Consider the following 13,263-nt stretch of genomic DNA (forward strand, 5'->3'; position numbering starts at 1 on the left):
GCGCTCATCCGCAACCCCGCCCCCTACGATGGTGCCAAGCTCTTCGCCACCCTGCAGGCTTGACCGAGAACAGAGTGTCTACATGGGCATGCGCATGCGGTCATGTGCATGCGGTGCTGCGGTGCTGCGGCGCTCAGTCGCAGCCGCTGCAGCCGCCGCAGCCCTTGCCGCCGCCCGCCACCGGCGGGGCGATCCTGCGCCCCAGCGTGCGCATCCACGCCGGTCGGCCGTCGCGCACCAACGGGACCGCCAGCGCCACGCGCAGGCGCCGCGCCGCGGCCGGGAACTGCCGGCGCAGCACCATCCACGCGCTGAGCGCGACCACCGCCGCGACCACCGCGTACTGCAGCGCCAGCCCGGCATCCATCAGCCCGCTCCCAGCGCGGTCGCGACCTGGTAGGTCACCAGCGACGCCAGGTAGGCCAGCGCGAACAGGCCGACGGCATTGGCCGCCATCAGCCTCCACGAGCCGGTCTCGCGACGGATCGCCGCCCAGGTGGCGATGCACTGCGGCGCGTAGATGAACCACACCAGCAGCGACAGCCCCGTCGCCAGCGACCAGCCGTCGCTGATGATCGGCAGCAGCGCCTGGCTCGCCGCCTCGTCGTCCGCCGCCGACAGCGCGTACACCGTTGCCAGCGACGACACCGCCACCTCGCGCGCCGCCAGCCCCGGGATCAGCGCGATGCAGATCTGCCAGTTGAAGCCAACCGGCGCGAACACCGCCGCCAGCGCGTGGCCGATGCGGCCGGCGAAGCTGTAGTCGATCGCCGGCCCGACCGCATCCGCCGGCGGCGCCGGGAACGTCAGCAGCACCCACAGCAGCACGGTCAGCGCGAAGATGATGCCGCCCACGCGGCGCAGGAAGATCATGCCGCGCTCGTACAGCCCGATCGCCAGGTCGCGCGGATGCGGCACGCGGTACGACGGAAGCTCCAGCAGCAGCGGATGCTCGCTCCTGTCGCGGCGCCAGCGCTTCATCGCCCACGACACCGCCAGCGCACTGAGGATGCCGGCCATGTACAGCCCGAACAGCACCAGGCCCTGCAGGTTGAAGCCGCCGGCCACCGTGCGCGCCGGGATGAAGGCGCCGATCAGCAGCGCGTACACCGGCAGCCGCGCCGAACAGGTCATCAGGGGCGCGACCATGATCGTGGCGATGCGGTCGCGCGGGTCCTGGATCGAGCGCGTGGACATGATCCCCGGCACCGCGCAGGCGAAGCTCGACAGCAGCGGGATGAAGGAGCGCCCCGACAGCCCCGCCGCCGCCATCATGCGGTCCAGCAGGAAGGCCGCGCGCGGCAGGTAGCCCGACTCCTCCAGCGCCAGGATGAAGGCGAACAGCACCAGGATCTGCGGCAGGAACACGATCACGCCGCCGAGGCCGGAGATGATGCCGTCGACGACGAGGCTCCGCAGCGGGCCGTCGGGCATCGCCCCGCCCACGGCCTCGCCCAGCCACGCCGTGCCGGCCTCGATCAGGTCCATCACCGGCGTCGCCCAGGCGTAGACCGCCTGGAAGATCAGGAACATCACCACCGCCAGCGTCAGCAGGCCGAACACCGGGTGCAGCAGCCAGCGGTCGAGCGCGTCGTCGACGTGCGCGGTGCGGCTGGGCATGGTGACGGCGAGGTCGAGCAAGCGGCGGGTCTCGGCGTGGAGCGCGTCGTCGCCGTGGAGGCGCCCGGCCGGCGGCCGCGGCGCCCGGGCCATGGCCTCGATGCCTTCGACCAGAGCCGCCGCGCCGTCATGGCGCACTGCGACGGTCTCCACCACCGGTACGCCCAGCTCGGCCTCCAGCACCGCACGGTCGATGCGGATGCCCCGGCGCTCCGCCACGTCGGCCATGTTCAGCGCCAGCACCATCGGCACGCCGAGCTCGCGGACTTCCAGCGCGAAACGCAGGTGCAGGCGCAGGTTGGTGGCATCGACCACGCAGACGATGACGTCGGGCGCCGGCTCGCCGGGATAGAAGCCGCGGCAGAGATCGCGGGTGATCGCCTCGTCCAGGCTCGACGGCACCAGGCTGTAGGCGCCCGGCAGGTCGAGCACGGCATAGCTGCGGCCCGAGGGCGCGAGCAGCCGGCCCTCCTTGCGCTCGACCGTGACGCCGGCGTAGTTCGCCACCTTCTGCCGGCTGCCGGTCAGCTGGTTGAACAGCGCGGTCTTGCCGCAGTTGGGGTTGCCGACCAGCGCCAGGCGCATGACCGGAGCGGTGGCCTCGCTCATGCGGCGGCACCTCCGGCCCGGCGTTCCGCGGCACCGGCGGCGTCCGCCGCTTCGCCCGGCGACGCCAGCACGACCCGCGCGGCCTCATCGCGCCGCAGTGCGAAGCGGGTGTAGCCGACCTGCACCAGCAGCGGCTCGGCGCCGAACGGCCCGGCGGCGGTGACCTGCACGTCCTCGCCGGCAACGAAGCCGAGTTCGCGCAGGCGGCGGGCGATGGGATCGTTCTCCGAGCGCGCCTCGACGCGCTCGACCACGCCGCGGACGCGGCGGGGAAGTTCGGAAAGCCTCACTGGGCGGATCCATTTGGGAATGGTTCTCATTATAGGGGCATGCGGGCCGGCGGCTATCATTCCGCCTCTTCTTTTTTCGAGGCCTTCCCATGTCGGCAAACCTCACGGTGGCCCGCGAGGGCGCGGTCGCGCGCCTGCGCCTGGACCGCCCCGCCCTGCACAACGCCTTCGACGACGCCCTGATCGCCGGCCTGACCGATGCGCTGCAGGCGCTGGGCCGCGACCCCACCGTGCGCGCGGTGGTGCTGGAGGGCGCCGGCGCCTCGTTCTCGGCCGGCGCCGACCTGAACTGGATGCGCGGCATGGCCACCGCCAGCGAGGAGGCCAACCGCGAGGACTCGCTGCGCCTGGCGCGCTTGATGCGCACCCTGGACGAGCTGCCGAAGCCGACAATCGCCCGCGTCCACGGCGCGGCCTTCGGCGGCGGCGTCGGCCTGGTGGCCTGCTGCGACATCGCCATCGGCGTGCCCGCGGCGAAGTTCGGCCTGACCGAGAGCCGCCTGGGCCTGCTGCCGGCGGTGATCTCGCCCTACGTCATCAATGCGATCGGCGCCCGCAATGCCCGACGCTATTTCGCCACGGCCGAGATCTTCGACGCCGCCGAAGCGCAGCGCATCGGACTGCTGCACGACGTGGTGGCCGCGGACGAGCTGGACGCCGCCGTCGACCGCCAGATCGCCCTGCTGCTGAAGGCCGCGCCCTTCGCCTCCGCAGACGCCAAGCGCCTGGTCCGCGAAGTCGCCGCCGCCCCCGACCGCGACCGCCTCGACCACGACAACGCCGCCCTCATCGCCGCCCTGCGCGTCTCCCCCGAAGGCCAGGAAGGCCTGGGCGCCTTCCTCGACAAGCGTCCGGCTTCGTGGGTGGAATGACGGAAGAGCATTTTTTGCCGCGGATGAACGCGGATGGACGCGGATTTTCACGGATAGAGCAAAAGCTGGATTGATGGATGAGGACTTCGCATGGATGCGGATCGCGGTTCATTGGTGCTTCGGCGGCTGAGTGATCGGGTGATCGGGGCGTTTTTCGATACCTACAACGAGTTGGGGCACGGCTTCCTGGAAAGTGTGTATGAGGCGGCGCTGGCCGTCCGGCTGCGCGAATGCGGATTGCGGGTGGAGCAGCAGGTGCCCATCGACGTCCGCTTTCACGGTCATGTCGTCGGCCAGTTCCGCGCGGACATGCTGGTCGAGCGTCGGCTGCTCATCGAGATCAAGGCAGCCGTCCAGATCGCCCCCGCCCACGAAGCCCAGCTCCTGAATTACCTCAAGGCGACCCGCGTGCACCTCGGGCTTCTCTTCAACTTCGGCCCCCGCCCGGAATTCCGCCGCCGCGTTTTCTCTTAGACTCTCCCTGCTTTATCCGTGTAAATCCGCGTCCATCCGCGTTCATCCGTGGCCAAAAAAATGCTCTCGAAGATCCTGATCGCCAATCGCGGCGAAATCGCCTGCCGCGTCATCCGCACCGCCCGCCGTATGGGCATCACCACGGTGGCGGTGTACTCGGAGGCCGATGCGGATGCGCAGCACGTCAGGCTGGCCGACGAGGCGTATCCGATCGGCGGGCCGCGGCCGCAGGACAGCTACCTGCGCGGTGACGCCATCATCGAGGCAGCGCTGGCCAGCGGGGCGCAGGGCATCCATCCCGGCTACGGCTTCCTGAGCGAGAACCCGGACTTCGCCGATGCGGTCGAGGCGGCGGGCATGGTCTTCATCGGGCCGAAGGCGGAGTCGATGCGGCGCATGGGCAGCAAGGCCGGCGCCAAGGAGCTGATGGCGGCGGCCGGAGTGCCGGTGGTGCCGGGCTATACCGGCGAGGAGCAGTCGCCGGAGCTGCTCGCCCGCCAGGCCGGGCGCGTCGGCTTCCCGCTGATGATCAAGGCGGCCTACGGCGGCGGCGGCAAGGGCATGCGCATCGTGCGCTCGGCGGAAGAGTTCCTGCCGGCGCTGGAAAGCTGCCAGCGCGAGGCGCGCAACGCCTTCGGCCGCGACCGGGTGCTGCTGGAGCGCTACATCGAGTCGCCGCGGCACATCGAGATCCAGGTGTTCGCGGACTCGCAGGGCAACACCATCCATCTCAACGAGCGCGAATGCTCGGCGCAGCGGCGCTACCAGAAGGTGCTGGAAGAGGCGCCCTCGCCGTTCCTGACGCCGGAGCTGCGCGCGCGCATGGGCGAGGCGGCGGTGCTGGCCGCGCGCGCGATCGGCTACCAGAACGCGGGCACGGTTGAGTTCATCGTCGCGCCCTCGGGCGAGTTCTTCTTCATGGAGATCAACACCCGCCTGCAGGTGGAGCATCCGGTGACCGAGATGGTGACCGGGCTGGACCTCGTCGAATGGCAGCTGCGCGTGGCCGCCGGCGAGCCGCTGCCGCTGGCGCAGGCCGACATCCCGCAGCGCGGCCATGCGATCGAGGTGCGTCTGTACGCCGAGGATCCCGACGCCGGCTTCCTGCCCGGTTCCGGCCGCCTGCAGCGCCTGCGCCTGCCGGCCGATGCCGAGGGCGTGCGCATCGATTCGGGCGTGGTCGAGGGCGACGTGGTCACGATCTTCTACGACCCGATGATCGCCAAGCTCATCGTCCATGCCGCCGACCGCACCGGCGCGCTGGCGCGGCTGCGCGCGGCGCTGGCGGCCTGCGTGATCGAGGGCCCGAAGTCGAACATCGCCTTCCTCGAGCGCCTGGCGCGGCATCCGGCGGTGGTCGAGGGCCGCATCGACACCGGCTATCTGGACCGGCACCTGGACGAGTTCATCGGCGACGACGGCGCCCAGGCCGGCGCTGGCGACGACGCGCGCGCCGCGGCGGTGGTCGCGATGCTGCTGGCCACCGAGGCCGAGGCGCGCTGCGCGGCCGCCGGCAGCGGGGATCCCGGCTCGCCCTGGGCCGCCGCCGATGGCTGGCGGCTGGGTCATGCCGGACAGCGCCGGGTGGTCCTGGGCGACGGCGACGCCCGCCACGTCGCGGTCGCGCACGGCGCCGGCGGCGACTACCGGATCGAGCTCGAAGGCGCGGAACCGCTGACGGTCGAAGGCGGGACGATGGCCGCAGGCGCACTCCAGGCACGTTTCAACGGCCGGGGGCTGCGCTTCCAGGTGGACACTGAAGGCGGCACCGTGCGCCTGCACGACGGTCGCCGCCACTGGCGCTTCGAGCGCGTCGGGGCCTATGAGCCCGAGCGCAGCGAAGGCGCCGGCGGCGGCAACCGGGTTGCGGCGCCGATGCCGGGGCGTATCGTGGTCACGCGGGTCCAGGCCGGTGACAGTGTCAGCGAGGGGCAGGAACTGCTGGTGATGGAAGCGATGAAGATGGAACTCGCGCTGAAGGCGCCGCGCGACGGCGTGGTCGGCGAGGTGCGCGCCCGCGAAGGCGACTTCGTCGACGCCGACGCCGTGCTGGTCACGCTGGAGGACTGAGGTGGCGCTTCCGTCCATGGTGCGCATCGTCGAGGTCGGCCCGCGCGACGGACTCCAGAACGAGTCCGCGATGGTGCCGACCGCGGCCAAGATCGAACTCGTCGACCGGCTGTCGGCCACCGGGCTGCGCACGGTGGAGGCGACCAGCTTCGTCAGCCCGAAGTGGGTGCCGCAGCTGGCCGACGCCGCCGAGGTGTTCGCCGGGATCGCGCGCCGGCCCGGCGTGGCGTATCCGGTGCTGGTGCCGAACCTGCAGGGCTACGAGCGCGCCCGCGCCGTGGGCGCCGACGAGGTGGCGGTGTTCACCGCGGCGTCGGATGCCTTCAACCGCCGCAACACCAACGCCGGCATCGACGAGTCGCTGGAGCGCTTCGCGCCGGTGCTCGAACGCGCCCGCGTCGACGGCGTGCGCGTGCGCGGCTACGTCTCGACCGTGCTCGGCTGCCCCTACCAGGGCGCGGTGCCGCTGGCCGACGTGGTGCGGGTGGCGCGCGCGCTGCATGCGATGGGCTGCTACGAAGTCTCGCTGGGCGACACCATCGGCGTCGGCACGCCGGCGAAGGCCCGCGACATGCTGCGGGCGGTGGCGGCCGAGGTGCCGATGCCGGCGCTCGCGATCCATTTCCACGACACCTACGGCCAGGCGCTGGCCAACGTGCTGGCCTGCCTCGAGGAGGGCGTGGCGGTAGTCGACGCCGCGGTGTCGGGCACCGGCGGCTGTCCCTATGCGCGTGGCGCCAGCGGCAACCTCGCCACCGAGGACCTGGTCTACATGCTGCATGGGCTCGGCATCGCGACCGGCGTCGACCTCGATGCCCTGGTCGACACCGGGGCGTGGCTGTCCGGCATCCTCGGGCGTGCCACCGGCAGCCGGGTCACGCGGGCCAGGGCCACCGCGTGAACGGACCGCCGCCGGACCCGCTGTCGAAGGCGTCGGGCGAAGGCGGCGGCACGGTACCGGCGGAACTGGAAGCGGCGGCACGCGACGGATCGCTGCCGGCGGACATCCGCCGCCTGCTGGCAAGGGCGGCCGACGCGCTGCGCGCGGCCAGCGCCGACGTCAAGGACGCGCAGACGCGCTACCACGCGCTGTTCCACGCGGTGCCGGACCCGGTCAGCGTGATCGCCGCCGACGGCACCGTGCTCGACCTCAACCGGGCCGGCATGGCGGCCTACCGGCGGCCGCGGCACGAGATCGTCGGCCAGCCGATCCACGTGCTCAATCCGGACCTTCCCGAGGAGCACATGGGGCCGGTGCTGGAAGCGCTCGACCGCGGCGAGACCTACGTGATCGAAGTCAGCAACATGCGCGCCGACGGCACGCGCTTCCCGGTCGAAGTGCATTCGGCCGGCGTCGACTACGACGGCCGGCGCTGCGTGGTGGCGGTGGCGCGCGACCTCAGCCGCCGCCGCGAAGCCGAGGTGCGCTACCACGACCTGCTGGAGCAGATCGACAAGGGCATCGTGATCCAGGCCGCGGACGGCAGCCTGCTGCACGCGAACTCCGCGGCGCTGCGGATGCTGGGCGTGGGCGAAGGCACCGCGGTGCCGCGCGACGGCAGCCTGCCTGCACAGTGGATGGCGCTGCGCGCCGACGGCAGCGAGCTGCCACTGGAGGAATACCCGTCGATGCGCGCGCTGCAGGAGGGCCGCGTCGTGCGCAGCACGGTGCTCGGCCTGTTCCACCGCGAGCAGCGCCGACTGCTGTGGCTGTCGGTGACCTCCATCCCGCACTACTCCGCCGGCGGCGACCGCCCCGACCAGGTGCTGTCGATGTTCTCCGACGTCACCGGGCTCAAGCGCGACAGCGCGCTGTTCGACCGCGTCCAGGCGCTGGCCAGCATCGGCGGCTGGGAGTGGGACCGCGCCAGCGGCCAGCTCTACCTCACCCGCGAAGCCGCGCACATCCTCGACCGCGCGCGCGCGCCCGATTCGATGGACGCCATGCTGGCCTGCCTGCAGGCGCCCGACGCCGCGCGCCTGCGCCAGGCACTCGCGGACGCCGGCGAAGCCACCGGCTTCGACCTCGACCTGCAGGGCCAGCGCGCCGACGGCCGGGCGTTCTGGGTGCGCGTGATCGGCGAGCGCGGCCGCGGCGTGGCGGGCTCCGCGCTGGTCACCGGGACCCTGCAGGACATCACCGTCAGCAAGCACGGCGAACACACGCTGCGCGTGGCGGCGCGCAGCGATCCGCTGACCGGCCTGCTCAACCGCGACGCCATGCTCGCAGAGATCGACGGGCTGCTGGCAGGCGCGCAGCCGGTGGCGGTGCTGTACATCGACCTCGACCGCTTCAAGCTGGTCAACGACGTGCTTGGCCACGCCGCGGGCGACGACCTGCTCGCCACGGCCGCCCAGCGCCTCATCCGCGCGGTGGGCGATGATGGCCAGATCGCGCGCTTCGGCGGCGACGAGTTCCTGGTGGTGTGCGGCTGCGGCGACGATCCGGCGCGCCCCGAGCGGCTGGCCGATGCGATCCTCGACGCGTTCGCGGTCGGCTTCGGCTTCGGCAACGACGAGTTCGTGGTCACCGCCAGCATCGGCCTGGCGCGCTCGCCCGAGGACGGCGTGGACGCGCAGACGCTGATCCAGCACGCGGATGCGGCGATGTACGAGAGCAAGCGCCGCACCCGCAACGGCCGCCTGGCCTACACGCCGGCGCTGGCGCAGTCGCAGCGCGACCGCCTGCAGTTCGAGACCCAGCTGCGCCACGCCGCCGACAATCAGGAATTCCACCTGGTCTACCAGCCGCAGGTCGACCTCGGCAGCGGGCGGTTGGTTGGCGCCGAGGCCCTGATCCGCTGGCGCAGCGAACGCCTGGGCGAAATGCGCCCGGACCACTTCATCGCCCAGGCCGAGGGCACCGGCGACATCGTGCGCATCGGCGACTGGGTGCTGCGCGAGGCCTGCCGGCAGGTCGCGGCCTGGCACGACGACGGCCTGGGCATCGTGCGCGTGGCGGTGAACGTGTCGTACCGGCAGCTGCTGGGCAGCGACCTCATGGCGTCGGTGCGCGGCCTGCTGCGCGAGTTCGACCTGCCCGGCGATGCGCTGGAGCTGGAGTTCACCGAACGCGTGCTGATCGAGGACGCTCCGGAGACCCTGGGCAACTTCGCCGCGCTGCGCGCGCTGGGCGTGAGCCTGGCCATCGACGACTTCGGCGAGGGCTACAGCGCGCTGAACTACCTGCGCCGGCTGCCGATCCAGGGCCTCAAGCTCAGTCCGATGTTCGTGTCCGGGGTCCCGGACAACCAGTCCGACGTCGCGGTGTGCGAGGCGGTGGCCGGGATCGCTCGCAGCCTGCGGCTGGCGCTGGTGGCCGAGGGCATCGAGAACGAGGCCCAGCGCCGCTTCCTGCTCGAGCTCGGCGTTCCGGTGGGCCAGGGCTTCCTGTTCGCGCCGGGGCTGGCCCCCGCCGACTTCGCGAAACGCCTGTAGGAGCGGCTACAGCCGCGGTTGGCCCTCGCCACGGCCCTGATCGAGGCCCTGATCGCGGCCTCGGTCGCGGCTATAGCCGCTCCTGCAGGCGGGCCAGTAAAATCGGGGTTTTCGCTGGTTACGGGACCGCCATGCAAGCTGATTCCATCCGCGCCGTCGTCACCGGCGGCGTCTCCGGCCTCGGCCTCGCCGTTGCCACCCGCATCGTCGCCGACGGCGGCAGGGTCGCGCTGTTCGACGTCAACGACGACAAGGGCGCGGCCGCCGTCGCCGCGCTGGGCGACGACAAAGCCCGCTACTTCGCCACCGACGTCACCGACGAGGCCGCCGTAGCCGCGAACATGGCCGCCGCGAAGGACTTCCTGAACGGCCTGAACATGGTGGTCAACTGCGCCGGCATCCTCGGCGCCGGCCGCGTGCTCGGCCGCGAGGGCTCGATGCCGCTGGGCCGCTTCCAGTCCACGGTGATGGTGAACCTGGTCGGCAGCTTCAACGTCGCCAAGGCGGGCGCGGAGCTGATGCAGCACAACGACGCCGGCGAGGACGGCGAGCGCGGCGTGATCGTCAACACCGCATCTGTCGCGGCCTACGAGGGCCAGATCGGCCAGGCGGCGTATTCGGCGTCGAAGGGCGGCGTGGTCGGCATGACCCTGCCGATGGCGCGCGAACTCTCGCGCTTCGGCATCCGCGTCAACACCATCGCGCCGGGCATCTTCTGGACGCCGATGGTCGACGGCATGCCGGACGACGTGCAGCAGTCGCTGTCGGCCTCGATCCCCTTCCCTTCGCGGCTCGGCCGCCCCGAGGAATTCGCGGACCTGGTGGCCTACATCGCCGGCAACCGCTACATCAACGGCGAGACCATCCGCCTCGACGGCGCCGTGCGCCTGGCCCCCAAGTAAGGAACACGCGATGAAGGCTTACGACGTCAAGAAGGGCAACGTGGTCGAACACAACGGCACCGTCTACCAGGTGCGCGACATCGAGCGCAGCTCGCCGCAGGGCCGCGGCGGCAACGTGCGCTTCCGCTTCACCATGTACAGCGTGCCCGGCGGCAACAAGACCGACGCCTCGTTCGACGGCGACGACGAGCTGAAGGAGGTCGAACTGCTGCGCCGGCAGGTCAGCTTCTCCTACAAGGACGGCGAGGCCTTCGTGTTCATGGACGACGAGGACTACACGCCCTACACGCTGGATGCCGACGTCGTCGGCGAGGCCGCGGGCTACATCACCGACGGCCTGACCGGCTGCTACGTGCAGATCATCGACGAGCTGCCGGTGGCGGTGCAGCTGCCGCAGACGGTGGCGCTGGAAGTCGTCGAAACGCCGCCGGAGCTCAAGGGCGGCACCGCGACCAAGCGCCCGAAGCCGGCGCGGCTGTCGACCGGCATCGAGATCCAGGTGCCGGAATACATCGTCAACGGCGAACGCGTGCTGGTGAACACCACCAGCGGCGAGTTCTCGGGCCGCGCGGACTGAGTCTGCGGGCATCCCTGCCTGTAGGAGTAGCTACAGCCTGCGACCGCTCTTCCGCGTGGGCAGGCTCTCCCTCCGCGCAGGGCAGCACCGGGTCGCAGCTGTAGCTGCTCCTACAGCGGTTACAGCGGTTACAGGGGTTACAGGGGTTACAGGGGTTACAGGGGATCGGGGGTTTCGGGGGTGACGGGCAGCGCGAGGCCGCCCGCGGCGTTGTGGAGTTCGCGCAGGCGGCGGCCGAGGGTGGCGATGTTGGCGCGGGTCTGTTCGAGGGCGTGGCGATTGGCCGACGGCAGCCAGTGGTGCGCGGCCGCCTCCACGCGCTGGTCGAGCGTGCGCAGGCGCGCGGCGCGCGCTTCGGCGCCCGCGCGCGCATCCTCGCGCTCGCGCGCCTGCGGCAACCCGTAGCCGTCCATCGGCAGCAGCTCCGCGGGGCTGGCGAAGGCACCGCCCTCGCGCAGCGCCTCGGCCAGCAGTGCCGGCAGCGCCCCGCCGGCGTCGGCGCGGAACACCGCCCGCTTCAGCACGTCGCGCGCCTGCTGCTCTTCGCGGCGCAGCGCGGCCTGTTCGAGCAGCAGCAGGGCCGCGGTCGCGCGCATGTCCACGCGTTCCAGCGCAGGCGCGCGCGTCGACGGCGGCATGCGCAGCCATGACTCCACGTCCGCCGGGCCCGAGCCGATGGCCGCGCGCGCGGTGTCGTACAGCGCCTGGTAGTGCGCGCTCCAGGGTTCGTACCGGTAACCCAGGCGCAGCGCCTCTGACGGCTCCGTCGGCACCTGCGCGTCGTCCACCAGGCCGGCGCGGCGCAGGCGCCGCAGCAGCCCCTTCGGCGTGATGCTGTCGAGCCGCGCCGACGCCGCGCGCGGCACGCCGTCGTGCAGCAGCTTCCAGGTCTCGACCGCGCAGTTGTTGCCGACGAACCGGTAGCGGCCGTCGTAGCTCCAGTGCACGCGCGCCGCGCGCTGCAGCAGCGCCTGGATCTCCTCCCGCGACAGTGCCAGCGGGATCGCGTCCAGCGGCCGCATCTCCACCCGGGTGTACTCGTCGACCACCTGCTGCAGCGGCAGCACGAACAGCCGCGAGGGATAGCCGCCGGTCAGGCCGCGCCAGCTCGACAGCTGCAGGTCGTCGACGAAGGCGCGGAACGAGAGCACGCGGTGATGGTCGAGGTCCAGGCGGCAGTCGGGCCCGGGCTCGCGCCCCGGCGCGCAGACCACCAGGCGCAGCATGCTGTGGCCCCAGCGGCTCATCAGCGCGTCGCCGTCGCCGGCCAGCAGGTAGTCGACGGCGTACACGCGCGCCGGATCCAGCTCCAGCAGCGCGGGGGCGGCGGCATCGGCCAGCGCGCCGCCATCGACCCAGGGCAGCGTGTCCGCGCACGGCGTGGCCGGCGGCGTCCAGCCGAAGTGCGCCGCGAACCACGCGTGCAGCGCCGGCCGTCGGCAGGCGTAGCCGGGATCCAGGACGAAGTGCTCGAGGTTCACCGCCACGAACTCCGCCGGCGAGTGCAGCTCGTAGGGATCCGGGCTGCGCGCGCCGAACGGGTTGCGCCGCGTCCGGCCCGGCCACAGCGGGCGCACCTGCCAGCCGGCCAGGTCGAGCAGGCGAGGATCGCGCGACAGCCCGTGCTCGCGGTCCCAGACGTGGGCGAGTTCGTGCACCAGGGCGGCAACGGCCGCCTCGCCGGGGACCACCGCCTCAGCCGCCAATTCCGCTGCTGGTTCCGCCTGCAGCAGCGCTCGCGACAGCCCGATCCGGTGGCCGCGGATACGCCCGTGCACGCCGTCGGGCAGATCGTCGCGCCAGGCCAGCCGCAGCGTCCGCTCCTGCCGCCGCCACCGCGGTGGCAGCCTGCCGAGCACCTCGTCGACGAGCGCGCGCGTGAACCGCCCTTCGGGCGCGGACGGCGCCGGCTCCGGCTCGATGCGGAGCTCCGCGCGGGCGGCCGGTGAGGCGGCGAACGCCAGCAACAGCGTCAGCGCCGCCAGCCAGGTCAGCCGCGCGGCGCTGGCGCTGGCGCTGGCCGGCGCATTCCGCGTCACGCCGGGCGCCCGTCCGGCTCGATCGAGGGGCATGTCGCCGCCCGTCGCGGGAACGCGCGCGGCGTTCAGCGCGCCAGGATCGCCCGCGCCAGCTCCAGGTCGCTGGCCGCACGCGCTTCGGCCGAACCCTCGCGCAGCTGCCGCAGCGCCGCCTCCAGCCGCGCGCCGCGGATGCGCCCGTCGCTGGCGACGAAGCCCGCCGCGTCCTCACGCGCCTGCAGCACCACCTTGTCGTTGCCGGACGTCGAACCGGAACTGGCCCCGCTGGATGCCGAGCCCGCGCCGGCGCTGGTGCCCGCGAAGCTGGAGGCGTGGACGGGGGCGGCGAAGGCCAGCGCGAGCGCGCAGCCGATGGCCAATCGGATCATGGGC

At 72.3% G+C, this 13,263-nt stretch carries 12 protein-coding genes; 7 read left to right on the forward strand and 5 right to left on the reverse strand.

Annotated elements, in window-relative coordinates; translation table 11 throughout:
- Positions 1–133 precede the first annotated feature (133 nt).
- The 3 genes from IE168_RS06580 to IE168_RS06590 are packed head-to-tail and all read right to left on the reverse strand — an operon-like array spanning position 134 to position 2,519.
- Positions 134–367 carry a DUF6587 family protein gene (locus IE168_RS06580; protein WP_189496485.1) on the reverse strand — a complete coding sequence of 78 codons (234 nt, stop codon included), beginning with the start codon at positions 365–367 and terminating at the stop codon, positions 134–136.
- Positions 367–2,229: a ferrous iron transporter B gene (gene feoB / locus IE168_RS06585; protein ID WP_189496486.1), complete on the reverse strand. Its 1,863-nt coding sequence runs from the start codon at positions 2,227–2,229 to the stop codon at positions 367–369. Before feoB ends, IE168_RS06580 begins: the two co-directional genes overlap by 1 nt.
- Positions 2,226–2,519: a FeoA family protein gene (locus tag IE168_RS06590; protein ID WP_189496488.1), complete on the reverse strand. Its 294-nt coding sequence runs from the start codon at positions 2,517–2,519 to the stop codon at positions 2,226–2,228. The genes feoB and IE168_RS06590 overlap by 4 nt, the downstream gene beginning before the upstream one ends.
- Positions 2,520–2,608: 89 nt before the next feature.
- Between IE168_RS06590 and IE168_RS06595 the strand changes: the two genes are divergently transcribed.
- The 7 genes from IE168_RS06595 (at position 2,609) to yeiP (ending at position 10,852) form a co-directional block, all read left to right on the forward strand.
- On the forward strand, positions 2,609–3,391 hold the full coding sequence (locus IE168_RS06595) for an enoyl-CoA hydratase-related protein (protein ID WP_189496490.1): 783 nt from the start codon (positions 2,609–2,611) through the stop codon (positions 3,389–3,391).
- Positions 3,392–3,481: 90 nt separating this feature from the next.
- The gene (locus IE168_RS06600) at positions 3,482–3,865 is read left to right on the forward strand and encodes a GxxExxY protein (RefSeq protein WP_189496493.1); all 384 of its coding nucleotides are present in this window, start codon (positions 3,482–3,484) and stop codon (positions 3,863–3,865) included.
- A gap of 60 nt (positions 3,866–3,925) precedes the next feature.
- Positions 3,926–5,935 carry an acetyl/propionyl/methylcrotonyl-CoA carboxylase subunit alpha gene (locus tag IE168_RS06605; protein WP_189496496.1) on the forward strand — a complete coding sequence of 670 codons (2,010 nt, stop codon included), beginning with the start codon at positions 3,926–3,928 and terminating at the stop codon, positions 5,933–5,935.
- Positions 5,936–5,951: 16 nt separating this feature from the next.
- Entirely contained in the window at positions 5,952–6,836 is an 885-nt protein-coding gene (locus IE168_RS06610; RefSeq protein ID WP_189496914.1) for a hydroxymethylglutaryl-CoA lyase, read from the forward strand.
- Entirely contained in the window at positions 6,833–9,373 is a 2,541-nt protein-coding gene (locus IE168_RS06615; protein ID WP_189496498.1) for a sensor domain-containing protein, read from the forward strand. Before IE168_RS06610 ends, IE168_RS06615 begins: the two co-directional genes overlap by 4 nt.
- A gap of 131 nt (positions 9,374–9,504) precedes the next feature.
- The gene (locus IE168_RS06620) at positions 9,505–10,275 is read left to right on the forward strand and encodes an SDR family NAD(P)-dependent oxidoreductase (protein ID WP_189496501.1); all 771 of its coding nucleotides are present in this window, start codon (positions 9,505–9,507) and stop codon (positions 10,273–10,275) included.
- Positions 10,276–10,285: 10 nt separating this feature from the next.
- Positions 10,286–10,852 carry an elongation factor P-like protein YeiP gene (gene yeiP, locus IE168_RS06625; RefSeq protein WP_189496502.1) on the forward strand — a complete coding sequence of 189 codons (567 nt, stop codon included), beginning with the start codon at positions 10,286–10,288 and terminating at the stop codon, positions 10,850–10,852.
- A 155-nt stretch (positions 10,853–11,007) separates the two neighbouring features.
- Here the strand turns inward: yeiP and IE168_RS06630 are convergent, their stop codons facing one another.
- Positions 11,008–12,924, reverse strand: a complete 1,917-nt coding sequence (locus IE168_RS06630) for a DUF7844 domain-containing protein (RefSeq protein WP_189496504.1) — start codon at positions 12,922–12,924, stop codon at positions 11,008–11,010.
- Positions 12,925–12,956: 32 nt separating this feature from the next.
- Positions 12,957–13,259 carry a DUF2388 domain-containing protein gene (locus IE168_RS06635; RefSeq protein WP_189496506.1) on the reverse strand — a complete coding sequence of 101 codons (303 nt, stop codon included), beginning with the start codon at positions 13,257–13,259 and terminating at the stop codon, positions 12,957–12,959.
- Between the last annotated feature and the right edge of the window lie 4 nt (positions 13,260–13,263).

The sequence above is a fragment of the Luteimonas padinae genome (assembly GCF_014652935.1).
GTDB classification, from domain to species: Bacteria; Pseudomonadota; Gammaproteobacteria; order Xanthomonadales; family Xanthomonadaceae; genus Luteimonas; species Luteimonas padinae.

Bases quoted from the DNA above. Each gene is read 5' to 3' on its own strand.
- IE168_RS06620 (WP_189496501.1), top strand. From the start codon at position 9,505: ATGCAAGCTGATTCCATCCGCGCCGTCGTCACCGGCGGCGTCTCCGGC.
- IE168_RS06595 (WP_189496490.1), top strand. From the start codon at position 2,609: ATGTCGGCAAACCTCACGGTGGCCCGCGAGGGCGCGGTCGCGCGCCTG.
- IE168_RS06605 (WP_189496496.1), top strand. From the start codon at position 3,926: ATGCTCTCGAAGATCCTGATCGCCAATCGCGGCGAAATCGCCTGCCGC.
- IE168_RS06580 (WP_189496485.1), bottom strand. From the start codon at position 367: ATGGATGCCGGGCTGGCGCTGCAGTACGCGGTGGTCGCGGCGGTGGTC.
- IE168_RS06635 (WP_189496506.1), bottom strand. From the start codon at position 13,259: ATGATCCGATTGGCCATCGGCTGCGCGCTCGCGCTGGCCTTCGCCGCC.
- feoB (WP_189496486.1), bottom strand. From the start codon at position 2,229: ATGAGCGAGGCCACCGCTCCGGTCATGCGCCTGGCGCTGGTCGGCAAC.
- IE168_RS06610 (WP_189496914.1), top strand. From the start codon at position 5,952: ATGGTGCGCATCGTCGAGGTCGGCCCGCGCGACGGACTCCAGAACGAG.
- IE168_RS06630 (WP_189496504.1), bottom strand. From the start codon at position 12,924: ATGCCCCTCGATCGAGCCGGACGGGCGCCCGGCGTGACGCGGAATGCG.
- yeiP (WP_189496502.1), top strand. From the start codon at position 10,286: ATGAAGGCTTACGACGTCAAGAAGGGCAACGTGGTCGAACACAACGGC.
- IE168_RS06600 (WP_189496493.1), top strand. From the start codon at position 3,482: ATGGATGCGGATCGCGGTTCATTGGTGCTTCGGCGGCTGAGTGATCGG.